Raw genomic sequence first — 23,213 nt, forward strand, 5'->3', positions numbered from 1 at the left:
GCCAAGAGCCGGGATATCCCGGTAGGTCCCGGCCGTGGTTCCGGCGCAGGCAGTCTGGCAGCGTATTGCGTGGGAATTACGGACATTGACCCCATCCGCTATAATTTGATTTTCGAACGGTTCCTGAATCCGGAACGTGTTTCCATGCCGGACTTTGACGTAGACTTCTGTTATGAACGCCGCCAGGAAGTTATCGATTACGTCAACGAGAAGTATGGTCGTGACCATGTGGCGCAAATTGTAACATTCGGTACAATGGCCGCCCGTGCTGCAGTGCGGGATGTGGGCCGTGTTATGGGAATGGCTTATCAGGATGTAGATAAAGTCGCCAAGCTGATTCCCATGGAACTGAAGATGACGCTGCAAAAAGCGTTGGAAGTCAGTCCGGATCTGAAAACCATGTACGATGCAGATCCGCAGGTTCACGAACTGATCGATACCTCTTTGAAGGTGGAAGGTATGCCGCGGCATGCCTCTACCCATGCGGCAGGCGTCGTGATTACCCGTGAGCCGGCTACCGAGTATGTCCCACTGGCAACAAACGACGGTCTGCCGGTTACGCAGTTCAACATGGTCGAAATTGAGCGCCTGGGCCTTTTGAAGATGGACTTTTTGGGGCTTCGGACGCTGACGGTTATTCACGATACGGAAATGGCGGTGCGCCGTAAAGTCCCGGACTTTAAAATGTCGGAAATCAGTTATGATGATCCGGAAACCTATGCTATGTTGGCAAAGGGGGAGACGGAGGGCATTTTCCAGCTGGAATCTACGGGTATGACACAAGTCCTGGTCAGCATGCGCCCCAAGAATCTGGAAGATATTATCGCCCTGATTTCGCTGTATCGCCCGGGGCCGATGGATTCGATCCCCACATATCTGCGCAACCGTCGTGAACCGGGAAAGATCAGCTATAAGACGCCTCAGCTGGCTCATATTCTGGATGTTACCAACGGGTGCATTGTTTACCAGGAACAGGTCATGCAGATTTTCCGCGAGCTGGCAGGATTCAGCTTTGGACAGGCTGATAATATCCGCCGTGCCATGAGCAAGAAAAAGCATAAAGTCATGGAGGCGGAGCGAGAGCATTTCGTACACGGCTGTACAGAACCTGGCAAAGAATGCGCAGGCTGCGTTAAAAACGGCATACCGGAAAATGTCGCCAATGATATTTACGACGAAATGATCAGCTTTGCATCCTATGCGTTCAACAAATCCCATGCAGCCTGTTATGCGTATGTGGCGTTCCAGACGGCATACCTGAAATGTCATTATCCCCATGAGTTTATGGCGGCACTGCTGACCAGCGTGTTGGATAATACTTCTAAAGTCATCGAGTATACGACAGAATGCCAACGGTTGGGCATCAAGGTACTGCAGCCGGATATCAATGTTTCGCGCGGTGGTTTTACCGCCGACGGTGATTCCATCCGTTTTGGCCTGAACGCGGTCAAAAGTGTGGGGCGCAACTTGATTGAGGCAGTTGTTAAGGAACGGGAAGAACGCCCTTACCGGGGATTGTATGATTTCTGCCGCCGGATGTACGGCAATGAATTGAACCGTCGCGCGCTGGAAAATCTTGTAAAAAGCGGTGCATTTGACGCATTAGAGCCTTCGCGGCGCGGTATGCTGGAATGCGTGGAAGGTATCCTGAAAAGTGTGGAAACCGACATGCGGCAGAATCTGGAAGGCCAGATGGATCTGTTTGGCATGATGAGCGGCGGGGCACAGGAACAGGCAGCCAACGATTATAAAGTGCCCAAAATGTCGGAATATCCCACGGGGGATTTGCTCAAAATGGAAAAAGAGGTATCCGGCCTGTATCTGTCCGGCCATCCTCTGGATGCTTATAGAGAGCAAATTGCCAAGATCTCTACCTGTACGATTGCGCAGCTGCTGGGCGAAGAAGCCAAAACGTTTGATAATAAAACCGTTACGATTCTTTGTATCGTGGTCAAGAATAAGGTTATGACGACAAAATCCAATACCCTTATGGCGTTTACCACGATCGAAGATCTGACGGGGACTATGGAACTCCTGGTATTTCCGCGCGTATTGGCAGAATGCCGTGCGGCATTACAGGAAAATGCCGTGGTGGTTGCGCATGGGCGTGTTTCCGTAAAAGAAGATGAGGCAGCTCGCCTGATCGTGGAAGGGATTCAGCCGATTGACAGCTATGACCCCAGCAAGAGTTTTGGTTTGAATCGGGTAGACCGGGTCAAGCAGGAAACAAGGGCAGAGACAGCCAGCGGATATTTTCTGACAGTCCCTGCGCGGGATTGCCCGCAGATGCATAAGGTGGAAAATCTGCTCTGCAACATCTTTGACGGCGGAACGGTAAAAGTGTATTTCTGCTTTGCAAATACAGGGCAAAAAGTTCTGGCCCGCCACATGGCGGTTAAAGATGATCCGCTTTTGCGTGCGGAATTGGTACGAATTCTCGGGCAGGAACATGTAAAAGTGCAGATAATGGAGCAGCATGCAAAATAAATCCATGTGTTTTGCGCGAAACGTCCATAATCGCAACGCGTGAGATGTGGTATAATGTGAGTGTTCGAGATTGTTAAAAAATTATTGTAAGTAACGCTATGTTCCCAAACAGGAGGAGCTGCTTTATGGCTAAGGAAATCAAAACAATCGGTGTTCTGACCAGCGGCGGTGACGCGCCCGGCATGAATGCTGCTGTCCGCGCTATTGTACGCGCCGGCATCAGCAAGGGATACCGCATGATGGGCATTCAGCGCGGTTACAATGGCCTGATCAATGGCGAATGCTATGAGATGAATGTCCGCAGTGTTTCGGAGATTATTCACCGCGGTGGTACTATTCTGTATACAGCCCGTTGCCTGGAATTCAAGACCCAGGAAGGTCAGGCCAAAGGCCTTGCCCGCTGCAAGGAACTGGGAATCGATGCCCTGGTGGTTATCGGTGGTGACGGTTCTTTCATGGGCGCCCGTGCGTTGGCAAACCAGGGAATTCCGTGCGTTGGTCTGCCCGGCACCATTGATAACGATATTGCCTGCAGTGAGTACACCATTGGTTATGATACGGCCATGAATACCGCTGTGGAAGCTATCGATAAACTGCGTGACACCACTCAGAGCCATGACCGCTGCAGTGTTGTTGAAGTTATGGGCCATCATGCCGGTTACATCGCATTGAATGTTGGTATTGCCACCGGTGCATTGGCGGTTCTTCTGCCGGAAATCCCGTTCGACTTTGAACGTGATATTCTGCAGCGTATGCGTCAGACCCAGGCCACGGGTAAGAAGCATTTCATCATCATCGTTTCCGAGGGTGTTATCGGTGCTCAGGAACTGGCCAATCAGATTCAGGCCGCGACCGGTGTCGATTCCCGTGCAACGGTTTTGGGCCACATCCAGCGCGGCGGTTCTCCCACGGTGCGCGACCGCGTCAACGCTTCGCTGATGGGTTATCACGCTGTGGATCTGCTCGATAAGGGCATTTACAACCGCGTGGTTGCTGTTTCCGGCGACAAGATCGTGGACTACGATGTGAACGTGGCACTGTCGATGCATAAGACCATTGATCGTGACATGATCGACATTGCAAATGCCATCTCTATCTGATTGAAACTTGAAGGGCCGTACGCCGTAAGGCTGCGGCCCTTTTGATGTTTTGCCATTGGAAATCTGCCGAAATTTTTATCGATTTTTTGTGAAAAAACACTTGTCAAACGGGATGGAGAATGCTATAATACTAAAGCGTTAGTGCTGCCGGGCCACCGGCAGGATAATGACACATCATTATACAGGCGGTCCTCTGCCGAAGATTCGGGTATGAACGTCGATACAAAATGGAGGAGTTTTTACCATGGACGCAATCAAGCATTTTACCGAGGGTATGATCAAAGAGAACAAGCCCCAGTTTGAAGTCGGCGATACTGTTCGCGTTTCCGTCCGTATCAAGGAAGGCGACAAAGAGCGTATCCAGGCTTTCGAGGGCACCGTCATTGCCAAGAAGCATGGCGGCATTGCGGAGACCTTCACCGTTCGCCGTACTTCTTACGGCGTTGGTGTGGAGCGTGTGTTCCCCGTCAACAGCCCGTTCGTGGAGAAGGTCGAAGTTGTTCGCCGCGGCAAGGTTCGTCGTGCGAAGCTCTTCTACCTGCGTGAGCGCACCGGCAAGGCGGCTAAGGTTAAGGCGCGTATCTGAGCATACTGAGAAAAGGGGAGGACGGTTGGCGTTCTCCCTTTTTTCGTATATTTTTGGCATAGAGGGAGGGAAGTTGTATGGCTCGAACGTTTAAGGAACGATATCGCCACAACCGGGAAGTACTGGAATGGTACGATGCACTGGCTGTTGCGGTAGCCGTTATCGCATTGGTATTTACCTTTGCGGTACGAATCGTTCAGGTGGACGGAAGCTCCATGAATCCTACACTCTATAATGGGGAACGAATCCTGATTGCGACCTTCATGCAGCCGGATTACGGGGATGTTGTCATCATCGACAGCTATATCCCATACGGGAAACCTTTGGTAAAACGTGTGATTGGAAAAGCCGGCGATACCATTGATATTGATTTTGAAGAAGGCATTGTGTATCGAAACGGGGAAGCGCTGGATGAACCCTATGTAGCCGAGCCTACATGGACCTTTGAAAGTGTGGAATTCCCCATTACAGTCCCCGAAGGATGCCTGTTTATTATGGGGGATAACCGCAATGCATCCAAAGATAGCCGAGACAGAGAAATCGGTTGTGTTGATACACGTGATGTGTTGGGTGTTGCATTGTGGCGTGTTATGCCGTTTGACAAGATGGGAGCTATACAATGAGTCAAAGCGATATTATCAACAGCCGCCAGATCCAATGGTTCCCGGGGCACATGACCAAAACGCTGCGTTTGATGGAAAAGGAAATCCGCAACGTGGATTGCGTTTTGCAAATTCTGGATGCACGGATTCCGCTTTCCAGCCTGAACCCTGAAATCGAGCGGATCACGGCAGGAAAGCCCCATGTATATATCCTGAACAAAGCGGATTTGGCGGACCCGGATATCACAAAGCAGTGGTTGGCGTACTTTAAGAGTGCGGGCGCAGGCTGCCTGGCGATGGATTCCAAACAAAAAGGGAAAGCGGCTGCCACCAAAGCACCCATTGAAAAAGAACTGGCTGCACTGATGGAGCGCCGCCGTAACCGCGGCATGGTAGGAGCGGCCATTCGGGTAATGGTCGTGGGTATCCCCAACGTGGGCAAATCCACGTTTATCAATTCTTTTGCCGGCACAAACCGGGCCAAGGCGGCCAATAAACCGGGAGTTACACGTGGCAAGCAGTGGATCTCGGTGGATAATTTTGATCTGATGGATATGCCGGGGGTCTTGTGGAAGAAGTTTGATTCGCTGGAAACCGCTTCCAATCTGGCATTCATCGGGTCGATCCGTGATGATATTTTGGATATCGAAGAGCTGGCGTGTGGGCTTCTGTCCAGTGTGCGGGCCATCTATCCGCAACAGCTTCTCTCCCGCTATAAACTGGAAGAAGACGCGCTGGCATTGCCGCCGTACGAGCTGCTTCAGGCAATCGGTGCCAAGCGAGGAATGCTGATTTCTGGCGGCGAGGTAGATACAGAGCGCGCAGCCAAAATGCTGGTAGGCGAGTTCCGGGCCAGTAAATGGGGCCGGCTTTCCTTGGAACGGCCGCCTCAGCGCAACATAGAACCGGAGGAGAATGACGATGCCCAGGACGTCGAAATCGACGAGCAATAATCAGGCATTGTATGCCTTTGATGCCGAGCAGCGGCTTCTGCATGGCGAAATTTGCGGCGTGGACGAAGCAGGTCGAGGTCCCTTGTGTGGTCCGGTTTGCTGCGCGGCGGTGATCCTGAATCCGGATGACCCTATTGAAGGAATCAACGATTCCAAAAAGTTGTCGGAAAAGCGAAGAGAAGCTTTATTTGAAGAGATCACCCAACGAGCCGTTGCGTACAACGTGGTGTTTATTTCTGCGCAGGAAATTGACGAGAAAAACATTTTGTGGGCAACAATGGATGGGATGAAGCAAGCCGTAGAAGGCTTGAATCCCCAGCCACACTATGTACTTATTGATGGAAACCGTTGCCCGCCGGGGCTTGCGCAGCCTGCACAGGCTGTGGTCAAAGGCGATGCCAACAGCGCCAGTATTGCGGCGGCATCGATTTTGGCGAAAGTCAGCCGTGATCGGTATATGATGGAACTGGACAAGCAGTTCCCGCAATACCAGTTGGCCAAGCATAAGGGATATCCCACAGCGTTGCATTATCAGCTTATTGCCGAATACGGAATTCAGCCGTTTTACCGCCGAAGCTTTTTGAAAAAACAGGGATATTGGAATGGCAAATGATCTGGGCCATAAAGGGGAAGCAATTGCAGCAGAATATTATCAGCAGAAAGGCTATCTTCTGTTGGGGCACAATTACCGTACCCGGATGGGCGAAATCGATTTGATTTTATATAAAGATGGCACCATTGTGTTTGCAGAAGTAAAGACGCGGGCAGGACGGATGATCTCACAGCCCGCTTCCGCGGTCGATTATCATAAACAGCGACGGTTGTTAATGGCAGCACAGTTTTATTTGCAAAACAGCCCTTATTCCGATGCGCCGGTACGCTTTGATGTGGTGGAGGTAACCCCCGCACCAAAAGGGTGGCAGGTGCACTGCATTTTTGACGCGTTCCAAGGTTAAATGTATTTATAGAAAGGGTGTACGATATGAAGTATCAGAGTACCAGAGATTCCCAACTCCGCGTTTCCGCATCCGAGGCGATTGTACGAGGTCTGGCTCCTCAAAGCGGTCTGTTCGTACCGGAAGCTTTTCCCAAAGCAGACCTGGACGCATGGAAACATCTTTCTTACCCGGAACTGGCCCAAAAAGTGCTGGCAGGATACCTCACGGATTACAGCCTCGACTTTTTGAAACAGGCGACCGAAAGCACTTATGGAAGTGCCTTCGGCGGCAAGGCAGGCTTTACTACCCGGCTGCACGAAGGTCTGTACGCTTTGGAACTGTGGCATGGTCCCACATGTGCATTCAAGGATTATGCCTTGCAGTTGATGCCGAAACTGCTGGTGGAAGCGAAACACAACCTGGGGCGGACAGAAACAACCCGGATTTTGGTGGCGACTTCCGGCGATACCGGAAAGGCTGCGCTGGCCGGATATGCTGGCTTGGATGGTATTGAGATTTCGGTGTTCTACCCCAATGCCGGTACAAGCGAAATTCAGCGTCTGCAGATGGTCACACAGCAAGGTGACAATGTGCAGGTCTATGCGGTGGAAGGCAATTTTGATGATGCACAAACGGGTGTAAAACGCGTATTTGCCGACGCATCGGTAGCGGAAGAATTGGAAAACCGCAACATCCGTCTTTCCAGTGCCAACTCCATCAACTGGGGACGTCTGGTTCCGCAGATTGTTTACTATTTCTATGCGTATTTCCGCCTTGCAGAGCAAGGGGAAGTGGCGTGGGGCGAGCCGGTGGATTTCTGTGTACCCACCGGTAACTTCGGCGATATTCTTGCCGGTTATTATGCAAAACAGATGGGCCTTCCTGTGGGAAAACTGGTTTGTGCCTCCAACAAGAACAATGTTCTGACCGACTTTATCCGTACGGGAACCTATGACGCGCGTCGGACGTTCTATAAAACAACGTCCCCCTCGATGGATATTCTGATTTCTTCCAATCTGGAGCGTCTGCTGTTCCATGTAAGCGGCAGCAGCGAGAAAGTGGCTGGCTGGATGCAGGATCTGGCGCAAACCGGGATGTATACGGTGGACGCGGAAACGCTGGCCAGAATTCAGGAAAATTTTGCAGCCGGTTTTGCTTCTGATGAGGAAGGCGCTGCCGAGATTCAGACCCGCTTTGCGGAAGATTGCTATCTTTGTGATACGCATACTGCAGTGGCTTTCCGTGTGGCAGAGTCTTGCCGCAGTGCCGCACCGATGATTGTACTTTCCACTGCAAGCCCGTTCAAATTCCCGCGCGATGTCCTTGCTGCGTTGGGAACGCAGGCTCCGGAAAGCGATTTTGCGGCGATGGCTGCGTTGACAGAGAAAACAGGTGCCGAGGCACCCCGGAGTTTGCAGGAACTGAACGGTCTTCCGGTTCGCTTTACCACTGTGATTCAGCCGGAAGAGATCCGCGCTGCGGCTTTGCGCTGATGGTCGGAATTACGTAAGATATACTCAAATCGAAGGAGCTGTATGGCGGTATTTGTAATAGGGGATTTACACCTTTCTTTGGGAACCAATAAACCTATGGATGTGTTTCCCGGATGGGAAGGGTATTTGCCTAAACTTGAAAAAAACTGGCGTACATTGGTTTCTCCCGAAGACACGGTTGTGCTGGCCGGCGATACCAGCTGGGCGATGAATTTGCAGGATACCCAGGCGGACTTTTCATTTTTGCAAGGGTTACCGGGGCAAAAATGGCTCTTGAAAGGGAACCATGATTACTGGTGGACGACCACGCGAAAGATGGAAAATTTCCTGCAGGAAAAGCAGTTTGACACGCTTCATATATTGCATAACAATGCCTGCGTGGTAGGCGATACTGCATTGTGCGGAACACGCGGCTGGCCATTTGATGATGCAGCGGCGCAAGGCGAAAAACTGATGGCCCGTGAGGCCGGTCGTTTGCGAATGTCTTTGCAGGCAGCAGGGGAGAGTGCGCGGAAAATTGCTTTTTTGCACTATCCGCCGGTGTATCCGGGGGCAGGAGCCCAGGATCTTATTGACGTGCTGCAGGAATTTGGTGTAAAGGAATGCTACTATGGGCATTTGCACGGCAAATCGATTCGTTTTGCTGTGCAGGGAGCTGTGAACGGTATTCGTTATCGTTTGATTTCTGCAGATGGACTGGGATTCTGCCCGTATAAACTGGAAGAACATACGGAAGGTGTGGCACATGAATAAAAAAGGCGGCCGACGTCCTTACGGCGGCTGGATTGCTGCGATTGTATGCGGTATCCTTTGCACGGTGGCTCTTTCTGTAAATATTGTGGTCGCAGATCCGAGCATAGCGGGCCAGGATCTGAAATTCGGCATGGGATACGACAGTACCACCATATCGTTGGATGGCGCATCCAAGTTGTTGGTTGTGCTGGTCAAATTGCGCCAGAATCTTCCGCTGGATTCCTGGTCGTGGAGCGTAGGCGCGGCAGCTCTTGCCTTTTTGCTGCATAATCTTTGGCAGCACAAGGAGGAACGCCCCGGGAAAGGTGTTGCATTCCTGAGCGCTGTGTTTGGCGTGGTGCAGGTACTGGGTCTGAGCATTTGTAAGCTGGACAGCTGGGCGTTTGTTTCAGAGAACTTTTACCAAATGATCCTTGCCTTGTGCTGCATGGCAGGGTACGGTATCTTGTTCTATCATGCCGTGTGGGGCTTTTTCCTTGCACTGCGCCGTGTTGCAGCTTGCCGTGAAAAAACTCCTGGAAATTCCTTGGCAAGAGCGTTTGCGAAAAATCCGGCGCGTATATCCGGCGGTTTGATTTTTCTGGGATGGTTACCTTGGGTACTGGCTTGCTTGCCGGGATCTGTGGACTGGGATTCACACACACAGATTTGCCAGGCACTGGGTTCTATGGAGATGACGGCACATCATACGGTGCTCTCTACCTGGTTGCATGGCGGATTGGTTCAGGTGGGGCGTCTGTTTGGCAGTGACAATCTGGGCGTGTTCCTGTATGTTCTTTTACAGTGCCTGGTTTGTGCATGGATTTATGGCCAAATCGTGGCTTTCTGCGCAAAATTGAAAGCACCTAGATGGCTCCAATATGCAGTGACGGCATTTTTTGCTTTGGTACCTGTATGGGGGGCCTTTGCACAGTCCATGGTAAAGGATACTCTGTTTGCTGCGGTATTCTCGCTTTTTGTTCTGTATACTGCCGACATCTGGATTTTTGCCGACGAGTATGAGGCACAGCCGATTTTGTATGCTCGTTATGCGGTTTCAGCCTTGCTGGTCTGTTTGCTGCGAAACAATGGCGTGATTGCCGTATTCCCAGTCTTGCTGCTTATGGGATGCAGAGCTGCAGGGAAACGGAAAAACTGGAAAAGAGTGGCCGTTGCGGTAAGCGTTATAGTGGTTTACTTTGCGTTTAATTCGATAACGACCAATCTTCTTTCCATTGCACCGGGAGGAATCAATGAGGCGTTGTCCATTCCTTTGCAGCAGACAGCACGGTATGTTGTAGTGTATGGGGATGAGGTGACCGAAGAAGAACGGGCAGCCATCGATGCGGTCGTAGACTATGACCAGCTCGCAGAAAACTACCAGCCAATGATTTCCGATGGGGTAAAAGGTTTATACAAAAATCCTTCATCCCAGGACCTCATGCGTTATTTCAAGACGTGGTTTTCTATGTTCTGGAAGCATCCTAGTTGTTATATTCAGGCAACACAGGCCAACTCCTATGGCTATTACACCATTGCTGAGAGTAATTTTGACCTGGAATATTATATGTTTATCAACGAGCCTTCCATGGAGTGGAAGGACCTGAACATTTCATACTTGGATACTTCCGGCGAAGCACGATATATACTGTATCATTGGGCGTTTTTGTTTGAGCGTCTGCCGTTGCTGGGATTGTTGGCAAACCATGGATTTATCACATGGTGGCTTGTGGCCATTTGCGCGTGGCTTTTAAAACGCAAAGCCGGTCAGGCACTGCCGGCGGTTCTGGCCGTGGGGATGTTGTGGTTGACGTGTGTGGCCTCCCCGGTCAATGATCTGTTACGCTATTTCTTGCCAATTTTGGCCTGTTTGCCCATTTTTCTGGCACTTGCATGCTGGGCGACGTCCCCAAAGAGCAGAAAAGTAAGTTGAATTGTTAATTTTTTCAAAATAGGGCTGGTATTCTGCTCTGGAACATGCTATAATTACTTGTATTTTTATGTACATCTATTTTTGGAGGAATTTATAAATGAACCTGATTTCCTGTGAAAAGCTCGAAAAGAGCATGGTCGAACTGCAATTCTCTATCGACGCGGAGACCTTCAAATCCGCTGTCGGTGCCGCTTTTAAGCGTGAGAGCAAGAAGTATACCGTTCCCGGCTTCCGCAAGGGCCATGCCCCGCGCGCTATGATCGAGAAGATGTACGGCAAGGACCTGTTCCAGTACGACGCCATCAACGATCTGTTCCCCGAGAACTACGAAGCTGCTGTTAAGGCTGCCGGCATCGAAGTCGTGGGCGCCCCTGCTCCGGAAGTGGTTTCCATGTCCGAGGAAGAGGGCGCTGTGCTGAAGGTCAAGGTTCCCGTCAAGCCCGAAGTTGAGTTGGGCGACTACGTTGGTTTAACCGTGACCAAAGATGTCAAGACTGTGGATGAGGCTGATGTTGACGCCGAAATCAAGCGTATGCAGGAGCGCAATGGCCGTCTGCTGACCCGTGAGGGCGAAGCCCAGAACGGTGATACCGCCACCATCGATTTCGAGGGCTTTGTTGATGGCAAGGCTTTTGAGGGCGGCAAGGCTGAGCACTATGCTTTGGTGCTGGGCAGCGGTTCCTTTATTCCCGGCTTCGAGGAGCAGGTTGTCGGCCACAAGGCTGGCGATGAGTTTGACGTCAACGTCAAGTTCCCCGAGGAATACCAGGCAGAAGAACTGGCTGGCAAGGATGCCACCTTCAAGATCAAGCTCCATGAGGTTCAGTACAAAGAGCTGCCGGAGCTGGATGATGACTTTGCCAAGGACGTCAGCGAGTACGATACGCTGGATGAGCTGAAGGATTCTATCCGCAAGGGCATTGCCGCCAACCAGGAGAAGCAGGCCGACCAGAAGGTTGAGAACGACCTGATCGACCAGGTTGTCACCGGTATGAAGGCTGAAATTCCTGACGCCATGATCGAAGGCCGCATGGATGAGCTGGTACAGGACTTCCAGTACCGCATTTCTCAGCAGGGCCTCAAGCTGGAGCAGTATCTGCAGTATATGGGCATGACCATGGAGCAGTTCAAGGAGCAGTTCCGCGAGCAGGCCGATAAGCAGGTCAAGATGCGTCTGGCGATGGAAGCCATTGTGGCCAAAGAAAAGATCGAGACCACCGAGGAAGAGTTCGAGGCGGAAGTCCAGCGCATCGCGGATGCCTACAAGATGGAAGTCGAAAAGGTCAAGAGCCTGGTAGACGCTGCCGCCGTCAAGAAGGATCTGGCTGTGAACAAGGCCATTGACTTCGTGAAGGAGAAGGCCAACGTGGTGACCGGCGAGGCCGAAAAGAAGCCTGCTAAGAAGACCACCCGCAAGACCACCAAGAAGGCGGAAAAGAAGGAAGAAGAAACCCAGAATGAGGAGAATAAGGGCGAGTAATCTGGCCTTTATCACTCTATAGAATGATAAAACAGGGCCGATACGGTGTGCGTCTGCTGCCGTATCGGTTCCTTTATCAGCCCCAATCTGATTTTTTAATAAGGAGGGAACCCCTATGAGCCTTGTACCTTATGTTATCGAACAGACTGCGCGCGGTGAGCGCAGCTACGATATTTTTTCTCGTTTGCTGAATGACCGTATCATTGTGTTGAGCGAAGACGTAAATTCTTCCTCTGCCAGTGTGATCGTGGCGCAGCTGCTTTATCTGGAGGGACAGGATCCGGAGAAGGATATTTACTTCTACATCAACAGCCCGGGCGGCTCGATTTCGGATGGCATGGCTATTCATGATACGATGAATTACATCAAGTGTGATGTATCCACCATTTGCATCGGAATGGCAGCTTCCATGGGCTCCTTCCTGCTGGCCAGCGGTACTAAGGGAAAACGGTTTGCATTGCCCAATTCCGAGATCCTGATTCATCAGCCGTTGATCAGCGGAAGCGGAATTTCCGGTCAGGCCACCGATATCCAGATTCACGCCAATCATATTATCCACATTCGTGAGCGCATGAACCAGCTGTACAGCCAGTATACCGGCCAGCCGCTGGAAACCATTCAGCGTGATACCGAACGCGATAACTATATGACGGCACAGCAGGCCAAGGAATATGGTCTGATTGATGATATCCTCTACAAACATTGATTCGGGGGAACAACATGGCAAATTCAACGTCCGGGAAGGACGGAAAAGGACGCGAGCTGATTTGCAGTTTCTGCGGTCGCTCTCAAAATGAAGTGGAACAGCTTCTGATTGGTCCGGGAGTCAATATCTGCAAGGATTGCATCGATATGTGCTACCGTGCACTGTACAAAGACGAGGAACGGCCGATGCCTCCCCGTGCGGGAGCAGGGCGCCGTCCCGGTGCGGCACGCGGTGCCGGGCAGGCCCGCTATGACGCCAATCCTCTGGACAGTGTCAACATTCTGACCCCGGCAGAAATCAAGGCCGGGTTGGACCAGTACGTGATTGGTCAGGATGCAGCCAAAAAAGTGTTGGCAGTTTCTGTTTATAATCACTACAAACGGATTCTTTCCGGTAACGAAAGCAACGTGGAACTGCAGAAATCCAATGTGCTGATGCTGGGACCTTCCGGTACAGGCAAAACGTTGTTGGCGCAGACACTGGCAAAGATGCTGAATGTACCCTTTGCTATTGCCGATGCCACTACGTTGACCGAAGCCGGATACGTCGGTGAAGACGTGGAAAATATTTTGCTGAAGCTGATCCAGGCGGCGGATTTTGATATCCCCAAGGCAGAAATCGGCATCATCTATATTGACGAGATCGACAAAATCACTCGCAAAAGTGAGAACCCCTCCATTACCCGGGATGTGGGTGGTGAAGGCGTGCAGCAGGCGTTGCTGAAAATCGTGGAAGGCACTGTCAGCAATGTACCGCCTAACGGCGGCCGTAAACATCCGCAGCAGGAGTTCATCCAGATCAACACGAAAAATATTCTGTTTATCTGTGGCGGCGCCTTTGACGGATTGGAAAAGCTGATTCAGAAACGCACTGACAACGCCTCCATGGGCTTTGGCAGCCAGCTGCGTACGACGTTGGACAAAGATGAAACCCGCCAGAAGTTGCTGAAAAAAGTAGAGCCGGATGATCTGGTTCGTTTTGGCTTGATTCCGGAACTGATCGGCCGCTTGCCGGTTGTAACGGTTCTGGATCCGCTGGATGAAGATGCTCTGGTTCGGGTTCTGACGGAGCCGAAAAACAGCATTGTGCGCCAGTATAAAGAGTTGCTTCATCTTGACAATGCAGAATTGGTCTTTACGGATGCAGCTTTGCATGCCATCGCCAAAAAGACGATGGAGCGCAAGAGTGGAGCACGAGGATTGCGCAGTGTCGTGGAAGATTTGCTGATTCCTATTATGTACGATATCCCGTCGGACGCCTCTATTACCAAGGTTACTATTGACGCAGATACCGTAGAAGGTGGCGAACCTCATATCGAACATGGTATGATGCGGCCACGCTACAAAAACATTGCAACCAGCAACACAATCTAAAAAATGAGGGTAACGTATGGTTACCCTCATTTTTCTTTTTCATTGAATACGCTTTGCAGAAGGCGCGTATTCCAAATTTATTCGATTTTGTCTTCATTCAAACGAAAAAGCAGCCTTCTAGGCTGCATTTTCTTTATTCGGAAATCATTACTGTTCACGGAATTTCAATTCGGTATCGCTCATCTCACTGACGATGGCAAGGCTGGCCAGTTTGTAACCGGCAGCGCGCAGTTCATCGCCGCCAGGCTGGAAGCCTTTTTCGATGCAGATGCCAATACCCGCTACCGTACAACCGGACTGCTTGCAAATATCCAGCAAGCCTTTCATTGCTTTACCATTTGCAAGAAAATCGTCCAAAATCAAGACTTTATCGCTGGGGGAAAGGAACTTTTTAGCCAGGGTGATGTCGTAATCACGGCCGTAAGTATAGGAGTGGACTGTGGAAGTGAATACATCGCCGTCAATATTTTTGCTTTTGGCCTTTTTGGCGAATACAACAGGAACGTCAAAATGACGAGCGGTCATGCAGGCAATGGCAATACCGGATGCCTCAATCGTCAGGATCTTATTGATGCCATCATCTTTAAAAATCCGGTGAAACTCGGCACCAATTTGATCTAAAAGTTCAACATCCAACTGGTGGTTCAAAAAACAATCTACCTTTAATACATTACCGGGACGGACCTGCCCCTGCTGCAGAATACGCTGTTCCAAAAGTTTCATCTGCGAATTTGCCCCTTTCACAAGTCGTTGTTCATCTATGACTCCATTATGGCAAATTTCACCGTATTTTGCAAGTTTTTTACAAAAATCGATAGGGCTTTTTTGTCAATATGGCAGGTTGATAACAATTTGTAACTAAATTTTATGCAAAATGGATACAAAAGGGAGGATTTCACTTTATAACACTGTTAAAATCCATTATTGCGCTTTTAAGCGTAAAAGTCTATAATTCATTTATACTACAGCACAGGGGTGTGCGGCCCGCCGAAAGGCAGTTTGTGTTGTAAGATTTCTAGGAGGGTAAGAAAACCATGAAAAAAGTTCTTAGTTCTGTTCTGGCAGCTTCTATGGTGTTGAGCCTGGCGGCCTGTGGCTCTACGGCTACTACGTCCGAGAGCAGCTCTGCTTCCACGGAAGCCACTTCTTCTACCGCAGCTACTGGCGAAAGCGCCGGTTCCGGCAGCTATACCGGTACGCCGATCAAGATTGGCGGCATCGGCCCCATCACGGGTGCGGCTGCTGTGTACGGCAATGCGGTTAAGAATGCTGAAGAACTGGCTATTAAGGAAATCAATGCTGCTAATGGCAGCGATGTTTTCGAGTGGCAGTTTGAGGACGACGAAAACGATGCCGAGAAGAGCGTCAACGCCTACAACACGCTGAAGGATTGGGGTATGCAGATTCTGGCAGGTCCTGTTACCACGACTCCTTCTGTGGCAGTTGCTGCTGAAACGGTCAACGATAACCTGTTTATGCTGACCCCGTCCGCTTCTTCTCTTTCCGTCATCCTGAATGACGGAAACGACGAAAGCACGGCTCGCGGCAATGTTTTCCAGATCTGCTTCACTGACCCCAACCAGGGCGTCGCTTCTGCTGACTACATTGCAGACAACGGTCTGCCCACCAAAATCGGTGTGATCTACGACTCTTCGGACGCTTATTCTTCCGGTATTTATGAGAAGTTCAAGGCTGAAGCGGAGGTCAAAGGCCTTGAGATCGTTGCCGCTGAGGCTTTTACCGCAGACAACAAGGCAGACCTTTCTACCCAGCTGGCCAAGTGCCAGGAGGCCGGTGCTGAACTGGTCTTCCTGCCCATCTACTATCAGGAGGCTTCTCAGATCCTGATCGCCGCCGACAAGATCGGCTATGAGCCTGAGTTCTTCGGCTGTGACGGCATGGACGGCATCCTGGCCATCGAAGGTTTTGACACTTCTCTGGCTGAGGGTCTGATGCTTCTGACTCCGTTTGCTGCGGATGCGCAGGATGAGAAGACCCAGGCTTTCGTTGCCGCTTATGAAGCTGCTTATGGCGAGACTCCGAACCAGTTCGCTGCGGATGCCTACGACGTTATCTACTCTATTTATCAGGCGATCCTGGCCGGTGGCATCAACGGTGATATGGACGCCAGCGAGATCAGCGATGCTCTCAAGACCCAGTTCACCAGCATGACCTTTGACGGTTTGACCGGTACCGGCATGACCTGGGATGCTACGGGCGCGATCTCCAAGAACCCCAAGGCTGTTGTGATCAAGGACGGCGCTTACGCTGCAATGTGATAGGCCTGAAGCGGTTGTAAACTGAATTCCGTTGCCAATGGGGCTGCCGGACAAGTGGGTTCGGCAGCCTTTTTGGTATTGTATCCCCACGAAAAGGGGAATTTGCATCGGAACTCAGTCGAAAAAGCATTGTTTTGACGGCTAAATTGTGCTACTATATACTATATTTCTGTACGTGTGCGGCCTTGTAAACGTCAGAAACAGTTAGAGTGAGGTGTTTTTCGCAATGCAGTTTTTGTCCTACCTGATCAACGGTATCAGCCTGGGCAGCGTTTATGCGCTGATTGCCCTTGGCTATACAATGGTTTACGGCATTGCCAAAATGTTGAACTTCGCCCATGGCGACGTCATCATGATCGGCAGTTACGTGGTTTTCTTCACCTTTGGAACTTCCGGAATGAATCCGATTCTGTCCATTCTGCTTTCCATGGTGGTTTGCACCGTGCTTGGCGTGACGATTGAAAGAATCGCATACCGTCCGCTGCGCGAAGCTCCGTCGCTGGCGGTTTTGATTACGGCCATCGGTGTGAGTTATCTGTTGCAGCAGGTAGCTCAGCTTACCTGGTCTTCCAGCCCGAAGAGTTTTATTTCGGTGATCTCCGGTATTCCGTTCCTCAAGCCGATCAGCCTGTTTGATGGTCAGCTCACGATCTCGGCAGAAACCATTGTTACCATTGCGGTCTGCCTTGTGATTATGGTGGTGTTGATCTGGTTTGTTAACAACACTTCGGCCGGCCATGCCATGCTGGCAGTTTCGGAAGACCGCGGTGCTGCACAGCTGATGGGAGTTAATGTGAACGCTACCATTTCTCTTACCTTTGCCATTGGTTCGGCGCTTGCTGCCGTAGCCGGCGCGTTGTTGTGCTCTTCTTATCCCACGCTGCAGCCGACCACCGGTGCCATGCCTGGCATCAAAGCCTTTGTGGCAGCGGTCTTTGGCGGCATTGGCTCTATTCCGGGCGCTTTCCTGGGCGGCATTCTGCTTGGTGTGATTGAGAACCTGAGTAAAGCCTATATTTCCACCCAACTTTCCGATGCCATTGTGTTCCTGGTCCTGATTGTTGTTCTGCTTGTCAAACCGACCGGCCTGCTTGGCAAGAAAGTCAATGTGAAAGTGTGAGGTGGCAGCGATGAATTTGAAAACAATGAAACGCTCCACAAAGAGCAACCTGATCACGTTTGGAATTGTGATCGCATTTTACATCATCGTCCAACTGCTTTCGGCTGCGGATTTGTTGAGCAACTCTTTTTCTGGCCAGTTGGTTCCCATCTGTGCCTATGTAATTCTGGCAATCTCCCTGAACCTGACTGTTGGTATTCTGGGTGAACTTAGCCTGGGCCATGCCGGATTTATGAGCGTCGGAGCTTTCTCCGGCACACTGGTCTGGGTTTCTATCAGTTCTACCACCCCCAAACCGTTGGCTTTGTTATTGGCGTTTGTGGTTGGCGGTCTGGTAGCCGGTGCGTTTGGTTTTTTGGTTGGCGTGCCGGTTCTGCGCCTTTCCGGTGACTATCTGGCAATTGTTACCTTGGCCTTTGGCGAAATCGTCAAAAATGTGATGAATGCCTGCTATCTGGGCGTAGATGCCAATGGCCTGCATTTCTCTTTGAAGGACGCCAGCTCTCTGAACATGGAGGACGGCAAGCTCCTTATCAATGGTGCACAGGGTATCACGGGTATTACCAAAGCTTCTACATTTACCATCGGTATCGTCTTGGTGATCATTACCTTGCTGGTGATTTTGAACCTTGTGAATTCCCGTGCCGGCCGCGCAATTACCTCCATCCGCGATAATGAGATCGCTGCGCGTTCGGTGGGCGTCCCCATTACCAAATACAAACTGATGGCATTTGTCACCTCTGCCGTATTTGCCGGCATTGCAGGTGTGTTGTATTCTTTGAACTATTCTTCGCTGGTTGCCAAAAAATTCGATTACAACACTTCCATTTTGATTCTGGTCTTTGTGGTTCTGGGTGGTATCGGCAATCTGCGTGGTTCCGTCATTGCAGCCGCCGTTTTGACGGTTTTGCCCGAAATGCTGCGCAGCATGAACGACTATCGCATGCTGATTTATGCTATCGTTTTGATTGTAGTCATGATCTTCAATCAGAGCCCGCAGATGATCACCCTGCGCAACAAATTGACTGCACGGTTCCGGAACAAGAACGGCGCCGAAAAAGCAAAACAGAAGAAAGGGGTGGCGTAACATGGCTTTGCTGGAAGTCAGTAACTTGGGAATCGCATTTGGCGGTCTGCAGGCTGTGGCGCAGCTGGACCTTTCCATTGAAAAAGGCCATTTGTACGGCCTGATTGGCCCCAACGGCGCAGGTAAAACCACAGTATTCAATATGCTCACCGGCGTTTATAAACCGACGGAAGGCAACATCGTATTGGATGGGAAAGACATTACCGGCCACAATCCTGAATTGATCAGCCGGGCAGGTGTTGCCCGTACATTCCAGAATATCCGCCTTTTTAACGATATGACGGTGTTGGACAATGTAAAGGTAGGGTTGCATAACCAGGTCAAGTACAGTATGTGGACGGGGATTTTCCGCCTTCCTGCATTCAAGGAAAAAGAGCATGAAATGAACCGTCAGGCGCATAAACTGCTGAAAATTTTTGATTTGGATGGGGAAGCCAACCTGAAGGCCAGCCAGCTGCCTTACGGCAAACAGCGCAAGCTGGAAATTGCCCGTGCATTGGCAACCAACCCGAAGCTTTTGCTGTTGGATGAGCCGGCGGCAGGTATGAACCCTAATGAAACGGAAGAATTGATGCAGACGGTCCGCAGTGTGCGGGATCAATTCGGGATTGCAATTCTTCTGATCGAACATGATATGAACTTTGTTATGGGCATCTGCGAGGAAATCACGGTTCTGGATTATGGTCGTGTGATTGCTCGTGGTGACGGTAAAGCCATCCGCAACAACCCCAAGGTCATTGCGGCTTATCTGGGAGGTGATTGACGATGGGAGAGATGCTTTCGGTAAAAAACATCAACGTTTTTTACGGTTCTATTCATGCAATCCGTGATGTTTCCTTCCACGTCAATGAAGGGGAAATTGTAACGCTGATTGGCGCCAACGGTGCTGGCAAAACAACCACGATGCATGCCATTTCCGGTCTGCTCAAGTTGCAGAGCGGAGAAATTGACTATTGCGGTCAAACCATCAGCAAAATGGAAGCGCATAAAATCATCCGCCTTGGGCTTGCGCAGGTTCCGGAAGGCCGCCGGGTATTCAGCGGTTTGACGGTACAACAGAACTTGCAGATGGGCGCGTATATCCGCCGTGACGGCAAGGAAGCAATCCAGAATGATTTCGACATGGTTTTTGATCTGCTGCCCCGCTTGAAAGAGCGGCGTAATCAGCCCGCCGGTACGTTGTCCGGCGGCGAACAGCAGATGCTGGCCATGGGGCGTGCCTTGATGTGCAAACCCAAGATGCTTTTGCTGGATGAGCCTTCCATGGGTCTGTCGCCCTTGCTGGTCAAGGAAATCTTCAAAATTATCCGGGAAGTGAACCGAAACGGCGTAACGGTTCTTCTGGTTGAACAGAACGCGAAGATGGCACTGGAGATTGCCAACCGTGCCTACGTTCTGGAAACCGGCACCATTAAAATGGAGGGTGAAGCAACCGAGCTTGCCAATAATATCGAGGTTCGCAAAGCATACCTGGGCTGCTGATCGGCGTTTCTGAAGCACAATAAAAACTCCCTGCACAGCGGACGTAAGTCCTCCGGCAGGGAGTTTTTGCTTTGATTCAGGAAAATCGATGATTACAGTAAGCCAACAGGTGGACGATCGTCATCCGTACTGGGTTGGGTGAGCATATCCATCACTTTAGAATAAATCTCACTTCCGTGTGCTGTAAAATTGTTTTTTATCGTTTCGGCGGTCAGCTTGTCAGGCATTGCCAATTGAAGGCGGAAAACATCGCTGCCCAAATCGCCGATGGCGCACCAAACCGTATATTCACCATCTTCTTCCTCTACATGAGCACGGTTCATAGCCGCTTTGTGCCGCCAGCTTTGGATCTGCATTACAGCACGGATTGCGCTTTCGCGTACGGTACGGGGAAGGTCGAGGGCCAGTGTATCGGCAACGGTAGAGCCTTTTTTCGTAATGGAATACTGCGACTCCTCATCGATTGCAACAAGGTGCTGTTTTTCTACATCAGCCAGGGCATCCGCAAATTCAAAATAATTGACAAGTTGTTCCTGCAATAAAGCGCCTTGCAGCGTGTCCCGTGTGAGCGGTCCGGCAGTTTTTACAAGATAACACAGCAAAATACGAATTTGCGTGTCATCTGTAAGGCCGCCAGGCTTTACACCTGCGGTAAATGCTTCTGCCATTGTATCACATCCTTGCCAATCTTGTCTTTCTTTTTATTATACACATCGTGCCCAACAGTGGCAAGAGACTGTGAAGAAAAAAGTACGATCACCCTTGCAGTAAGATTTTAAAAAATAGTTTCGATCTGTTTACGACTTTGAGGTGTGGAATATGTCCACTTTTTGATGCGGCCCCGGGTGACAAAATAGTGCGGCTCGAACCGCAGTGGTTGGGAAAGATTCTTATTCACAACCACAAGTTTGATTTTCATCTTGTCCGGCAGAATGTTTTTGATGTACACACTGACTGCCTGACCGGGGTGCAGTGAAGGATCGGCTTCTGCAAGTCCTGCCAGATTGGGGGCAATTTCAATGAAAACTCCATATTCCTCCACACTGCGCACGATGCCCACAACAGTCTCTCCGGCCGCAAAGCATGCAGCGTTTTCACTCCATGTGCCCAGTAATTCCCTCAAGGTCAATACAATACGCCCTTGGACATCCCGGTTTTTAATGGCGCACAAAAGTTGCTGTCCAACTTGTACCCGGTCGTTCGGGGAGGAAATACGGGATACCGACAAGCAGTCGATGGGCAGTAACGCCGAGATACCGCATCCGATATCACAGAATGCACCGAAGTTTTCGATATGTGTTACCGTACAGGGGATTACGCTGCCGGCTTCCAGGGTATCCAGGTATTGGCGACGACACAGCCGTTGGGCCGCTGCACGGGAAAGCAGATAGGCTTCCTCTCCGTTTTCGTCCACAGTGGTGCCGGTAATCACAAAACAAGTTGGACGCCCCACACGAGTCAGGACAGCAATATCCTTGATTTCTTCCCCTGGGGCGACATCAAGACAGTCGTTGTGCGCCATGTATCCACGCCGTCCGCAGAGTTCAAAACGCAGGCGACGCTCGGTATCATAGGCAAGGGCTGTACTTTGCAGAATTTCTCCGGTGGTTATACAATGATTCAATTCTTCTTTACTCAGGTGATTGGCATTGCGGCAAAGGCCTTCAGCACGGTATTCCAACATTTTCGTTTCCTCGTTTCTTAGGGATTCCGCTTCTATGAACATAGAAGCGGTTGATAAACTTTTATGCGTTTGATTTGCAAAACAATACTTGCTGTACTATAATAAGAGGGCAAATTTTAGTGAAAGGCGGTAGGCTCTATGGACGTTCGGGTCGGAGATGTTATTCAGACCAAAAAATCACATCCGTGCGGTGCAAATCGGTTTGATGTACTGCGTGTGGGAATGGATTTTAAGATTCGCTGCCAGGGATGTGGCCATGAAATAATGCTGCCGCGTGCTAAAATAGAGCGGAATATCAAAAAAATCATGCGGGATGGAGAACAATAGCAACACAATAGTCTGTGATTTTTTGTGTTGAAAGGAAATCTCCATGAATGATTTTTTTGAATTGCACGAGGTCGAGCGGCGATATGAAGAATTGACATATCGTATGTCGATGCCTGAAGCGGCGTCCAACGCGGAAAACTACGCGCAAATGATGCGAGACTACAAAGAACTGACCCCCTTAGTCGAAGAATATCGCCGGTACACGGCTCTTCAGCAGGAACAGCAAGACGCTGAACAGATGCTGGAACAGGAGACGGACCCGGCTTTCAAGGCTATGGTACAACAGGAGCTTTGCGAAATTGCCCGGAATCTGACGCAGAGCGAAGAGCAGCTGCGTCTGCTGCTGATTCCCAAAGATGCCGATGATGAAAAAAGCGTGATTTTGGAAATCCGCGCCGGGGCAGGCGGGGAAGAAGCTGCATTGTTTGCGCACAGCCTGTGGCGTATGTATAACATGTACGCGGCAAAGTGTGGCTGGACCTGCCAAATGATCAGCGCCAACGAAACAGAACTTGGCGGCGTAAAGGAAATTGTATTTTCTGTGGAAGGAAATGACGTATACAGCAGATTGAAATTTGAAAGCGGCGTTCACCGTGTGCAGCGTGTACCGGAAACGGAAACGCAGGGCCGGATTCATACCTCCACGGTTACTGTTGCTGTGATGCCGGAAGCGCAGGAGGTGGAACTGGAACTGGACGCAAAAGATCTGCGAATCGATACGTTTCGTTCCTCCGGTGCCGGTGGCCAGCATATCAATAAAACGTCTTCGGCTATCCGGGTGACACACCTGCCTACCGGTATGGTGGTGGAGTGTCAGGATCAGCGCAGCCAGCGGGAAAACAAAGAACGTG

The 23,213-nt window shown here is 50.6% G+C and carries 23 protein-coding genes; 20 read left to right on the forward strand and 3 right to left on the reverse strand.

What is annotated here, in order from left to right; genetic code table 11:
* The 13 genes from dnaE to clpX form a co-directional block, all read left to right on the forward strand.
* On the forward strand, positions 1 to 2,487 hold a 2,487-nt coding region (dnaE, locus tag H6B10_RS02855; protein WP_204649456.1), incomplete at its 5' end, for a DNA polymerase III subunit alpha.
* A gap of 125 nt (positions 2,488 to 2,612) precedes the next feature.
* Entirely contained in the window at positions 2,613 to 3,587 is a 975-nt protein-coding gene (gene pfkA, locus H6B10_RS02860; RefSeq protein ID WP_204649457.1) for a 6-phosphofructokinase, read from the forward strand.
* Positions 3,588 to 3,831: 244 nt separating this feature from the next.
* Positions 3,832 to 4,173, forward strand: a complete 342-nt coding sequence (gene rplS, locus H6B10_RS02865; protein ID WP_007046433.1) for a 50S ribosomal protein L19 — start codon at positions 3,832 to 3,834, stop codon at positions 4,171 to 4,173.
* A 77-nt stretch (positions 4,174 to 4,250) separates the two neighbouring features.
* Entirely contained in the window at positions 4,251 to 4,796 is a 546-nt protein-coding gene (lepB, locus tag H6B10_RS02870) for a signal peptidase I (RefSeq protein ID WP_204649458.1), read from the forward strand.
* Positions 4,793 to 5,728: a ribosome biogenesis GTPase YlqF gene (gene ylqF / locus H6B10_RS02875; RefSeq protein ID WP_204649459.1), complete on the forward strand. Its 936-nt coding sequence runs from the start codon at positions 4,793 to 4,795 to the stop codon at positions 5,726 to 5,728. The genes lepB and ylqF overlap by 4 nt, the downstream gene beginning before the upstream one ends.
* Positions 5,697 to 6,341, forward strand: coding sequence for a ribonuclease HII (rnhB, locus tag H6B10_RS02880; protein ID WP_204649460.1), 645 nt, complete (start codon positions 5,697 to 5,699; stop codon positions 6,339 to 6,341). Before ylqF ends, rnhB begins: the two co-directional genes overlap by 32 nt.
* Positions 6,331 to 6,684, forward strand: a complete 354-nt coding sequence (locus tag H6B10_RS02885) for a YraN family protein (protein ID WP_204649461.1) — start codon at positions 6,331 to 6,333, stop codon at positions 6,682 to 6,684. Before rnhB ends, H6B10_RS02885 begins: the two co-directional genes overlap by 11 nt.
* A gap of 26 nt (positions 6,685 to 6,710) precedes the next feature.
* Positions 6,711 to 8,159 carry a threonine synthase gene (gene thrC, locus H6B10_RS02890; RefSeq protein ID WP_204649462.1) on the forward strand — a complete coding sequence of 483 codons (1,449 nt, stop codon included), beginning with the start codon at positions 6,711 to 6,713 and terminating at the stop codon, positions 8,157 to 8,159.
* 42 nt (positions 8,160 to 8,201) lie between these two features.
* On the forward strand, positions 8,202 to 8,912 hold the full coding sequence (locus H6B10_RS02895; protein WP_204649463.1) for a metallophosphoesterase: 711 nt from the start codon (positions 8,202 to 8,204) through the stop codon (positions 8,910 to 8,912).
* Positions 8,905 to 10,824: a DUF6020 family protein gene (locus H6B10_RS02900; RefSeq protein ID WP_204649465.1), complete on the forward strand. Its 1,920-nt coding sequence runs from the start codon at positions 8,905 to 8,907 to the stop codon at positions 10,822 to 10,824. Before H6B10_RS02895 ends, H6B10_RS02900 begins: the two co-directional genes overlap by 8 nt.
* Before the next feature lie 97 nt (positions 10,825 to 10,921).
* Entirely contained in the window at positions 10,922 to 12,304 is a 1,383-nt protein-coding gene (tig, locus tag H6B10_RS02905; RefSeq protein ID WP_204649467.1) for a trigger factor, read from the forward strand.
* 115 nt (positions 12,305 to 12,419) lie between these two features.
* Positions 12,420 to 13,010, forward strand: coding sequence for an ATP-dependent Clp protease proteolytic subunit (locus H6B10_RS02910; RefSeq protein ID WP_204649469.1), 591 nt, complete (start codon positions 12,420 to 12,422; stop codon positions 13,008 to 13,010).
* Between the two features lie 14 nt (positions 13,011 to 13,024).
* A complete protein-coding gene (clpX, locus tag H6B10_RS02915) occupies positions 13,025 to 14,383 on the forward strand; it encodes an ATP-dependent Clp protease ATP-binding subunit ClpX (RefSeq protein WP_204649471.1) in 1,359 nt (452 codons plus the stop codon).
* Positions 14,384 to 14,530: 147 nt separating this feature from the next.
* Here the strand turns inward: clpX and H6B10_RS02920 are convergent, their stop codons facing one another.
* Positions 14,531 to 15,106, reverse strand: coding sequence for a xanthine phosphoribosyltransferase (locus H6B10_RS02920; protein WP_204649473.1), 576 nt, complete (start codon positions 15,104 to 15,106; stop codon positions 14,531 to 14,533).
* Positions 15,107 to 15,417: 311 nt separating this feature from the next.
* On the opposite strand from H6B10_RS02920, the gene H6B10_RS02925 reads away from it, so the two are divergent.
* The 5 genes from H6B10_RS02925 to H6B10_RS02945 all read left to right on the forward strand — a co-directional run bounded on the left by H6B10_RS02925 (position 15,418) and on the right by H6B10_RS02945 (position 20,351).
* The gene (locus H6B10_RS02925; RefSeq protein ID WP_204649475.1) at positions 15,418 to 16,662 is read left to right on the forward strand and encodes an ABC transporter substrate-binding protein; all 1,245 of its coding nucleotides are present in this window, start codon (positions 15,418 to 15,420) and stop codon (positions 16,660 to 16,662) included.
* Positions 16,663 to 16,888: 226 nt separating this feature from the next.
* Positions 16,889 to 17,782, forward strand: a complete 894-nt coding sequence (locus tag H6B10_RS02930) for a branched-chain amino acid ABC transporter permease (protein WP_204649478.1) — start codon at positions 16,889 to 16,891, stop codon at positions 17,780 to 17,782.
* 10 nt (positions 17,783 to 17,792) lie between these two features.
* Complete coding sequence (locus tag H6B10_RS02935; protein WP_204649480.1) at positions 17,793 to 18,869, forward strand: branched-chain amino acid ABC transporter permease; 1,077 nt, start codon at positions 17,793 to 17,795, stop codon at positions 18,867 to 18,869.
* Position 18,870: 1 nt separating this feature from the next.
* Complete coding sequence (locus H6B10_RS02940; RefSeq protein ID WP_204649482.1) at positions 18,871 to 19,632, forward strand: ABC transporter ATP-binding protein; 762 nt, start codon at positions 18,871 to 18,873, stop codon at positions 19,630 to 19,632.
* Positions 19,633 to 19,634: 2 nt separating this feature from the next.
* The gene (locus H6B10_RS02945) at positions 19,635 to 20,351 is read left to right on the forward strand and encodes an ABC transporter ATP-binding protein (protein WP_204649484.1); all 717 of its coding nucleotides are present in this window, start codon (positions 19,635 to 19,637) and stop codon (positions 20,349 to 20,351) included.
* 92 nt (positions 20,352 to 20,443) lie between these two features.
* Here H6B10_RS02945 and H6B10_RS02950 read toward each other — a convergent pair whose 3' ends face one another.
* Positions 20,444 to 21,019 (reverse strand): DUF4364 family protein, encoded by a 576-nt coding sequence (locus H6B10_RS02950; protein WP_204649486.1) that lies wholly within the window; start codon positions 21,017 to 21,019, stop codon positions 20,444 to 20,446.
* 107 nt (positions 21,020 to 21,126) lie between these two features.
* Entirely contained in the window at positions 21,127 to 22,035 is a 909-nt protein-coding gene (locus H6B10_RS02955; protein WP_204649488.1) for a S1 RNA-binding domain-containing protein, read from the reverse strand.
* A 138-nt stretch (positions 22,036 to 22,173) separates the two neighbouring features.
* On the opposite strand from H6B10_RS02955, the gene H6B10_RS02960 reads away from it, so the two are divergent.
* The gene (locus H6B10_RS02960; protein ID WP_204649489.1) at positions 22,174 to 22,362 is read left to right on the forward strand and encodes a DUF951 domain-containing protein; all 189 of its coding nucleotides are present in this window, start codon (positions 22,174 to 22,176) and stop codon (positions 22,360 to 22,362) included.
* Between the two features lie 43 nt (positions 22,363 to 22,405).
* Positions 22,406 to 23,213, forward strand: an 808-nt coding sequence (locus H6B10_RS02965) for a peptide chain release factor 1 (RefSeq protein ID WP_204649490.1), incomplete at its 3' end; no start/stop codon positions are given.

The organism is Gemmiger formicilis (genome assembly GCF_016901605.1).
Taxonomy (GTDB): Bacteria; Bacillota; Clostridia; order Oscillospirales; family Ruminococcaceae; genus Gemmiger; species Gemmiger formicilis_B.

Excerpts from the sequence above, each read along its gene's own strand:
- pfkA (WP_204649457.1), top strand. The coding sequence starts at position 2,613 with ATGGCTAAGGAAATCAAAACAATCGGTGTTCTGACCAGCGGCGGTGAC.
- rplS (WP_007046433.1), top strand. The coding sequence starts at position 3,832 with ATGGACGCAATCAAGCATTTTACCGAGGGTATGATCAAAGAGAACAAG.
- lepB (WP_204649458.1), top strand. The coding sequence starts at position 4,251 with ATGGCTCGAACGTTTAAGGAACGATATCGCCACAACCGGGAAGTACTG.
- ylqF (WP_204649459.1), top strand. The coding sequence starts at position 4,793 with ATGAGTCAAAGCGATATTATCAACAGCCGCCAGATCCAATGGTTCCCG.
- rnhB (WP_204649460.1), top strand. The coding sequence starts at position 5,697 with ATGCCCAGGACGTCGAAATCGACGAGCAATAATCAGGCATTGTATGCC.
- H6B10_RS02885 (WP_204649461.1), top strand. The coding sequence starts at position 6,331 with ATGGCAAATGATCTGGGCCATAAAGGGGAAGCAATTGCAGCAGAATAT.
- thrC (WP_204649462.1), top strand. The coding sequence starts at position 6,711 with ATGAAGTATCAGAGTACCAGAGATTCCCAACTCCGCGTTTCCGCATCC.
- H6B10_RS02895 (WP_204649463.1), top strand. The coding sequence starts at position 8,202 with ATGGCGGTATTTGTAATAGGGGATTTACACCTTTCTTTGGGAACCAAT.
- H6B10_RS02900 (WP_204649465.1), top strand. The coding sequence starts at position 8,905 with ATGAATAAAAAAGGCGGCCGACGTCCTTACGGCGGCTGGATTGCTGCG.
- tig (WP_204649467.1), top strand. The coding sequence starts at position 10,922 with ATGAACCTGATTTCCTGTGAAAAGCTCGAAAAGAGCATGGTCGAACTG.
- H6B10_RS02910 (WP_204649469.1), top strand. The coding sequence starts at position 12,420 with ATGAGCCTTGTACCTTATGTTATCGAACAGACTGCGCGCGGTGAGCGC.
- clpX (WP_204649471.1), top strand. The coding sequence starts at position 13,025 with ATGGCAAATTCAACGTCCGGGAAGGACGGAAAAGGACGCGAGCTGATT.
- H6B10_RS02920 (WP_204649473.1), bottom strand. The coding sequence starts at position 15,106 with ATGAAACTTTTGGAACAGCGTATTCTGCAGCAGGGGCAGGTCCGTCCC.
- H6B10_RS02925 (WP_204649475.1), top strand. The coding sequence starts at position 15,418 with ATGAAAAAAGTTCTTAGTTCTGTTCTGGCAGCTTCTATGGTGTTGAGC.
- H6B10_RS02930 (WP_204649478.1), top strand. The coding sequence starts at position 16,889 with ATGCAGTTTTTGTCCTACCTGATCAACGGTATCAGCCTGGGCAGCGTT.
- H6B10_RS02935 (WP_204649480.1), top strand. The coding sequence starts at position 17,793 with ATGAATTTGAAAACAATGAAACGCTCCACAAAGAGCAACCTGATCACG.
- H6B10_RS02940 (WP_204649482.1), top strand. The coding sequence starts at position 18,871 with ATGGCTTTGCTGGAAGTCAGTAACTTGGGAATCGCATTTGGCGGTCTG.
- H6B10_RS02945 (WP_204649484.1), top strand. The coding sequence starts at position 19,635 with ATGGGAGAGATGCTTTCGGTAAAAAACATCAACGTTTTTTACGGTTCT.
- H6B10_RS02950 (WP_204649486.1), bottom strand. The coding sequence starts at position 21,019 with ATGGCAGAAGCATTTACCGCAGGTGTAAAGCCTGGCGGCCTTACAGAT.
- H6B10_RS02955 (WP_204649488.1), bottom strand. The coding sequence starts at position 22,035 with ATGTTGGAATACCGTGCTGAAGGCCTTTGCCGCAATGCCAATCACCTG.
- H6B10_RS02960 (WP_204649489.1), top strand. The coding sequence starts at position 22,174 with ATGGACGTTCGGGTCGGAGATGTTATTCAGACCAAAAAATCACATCCG.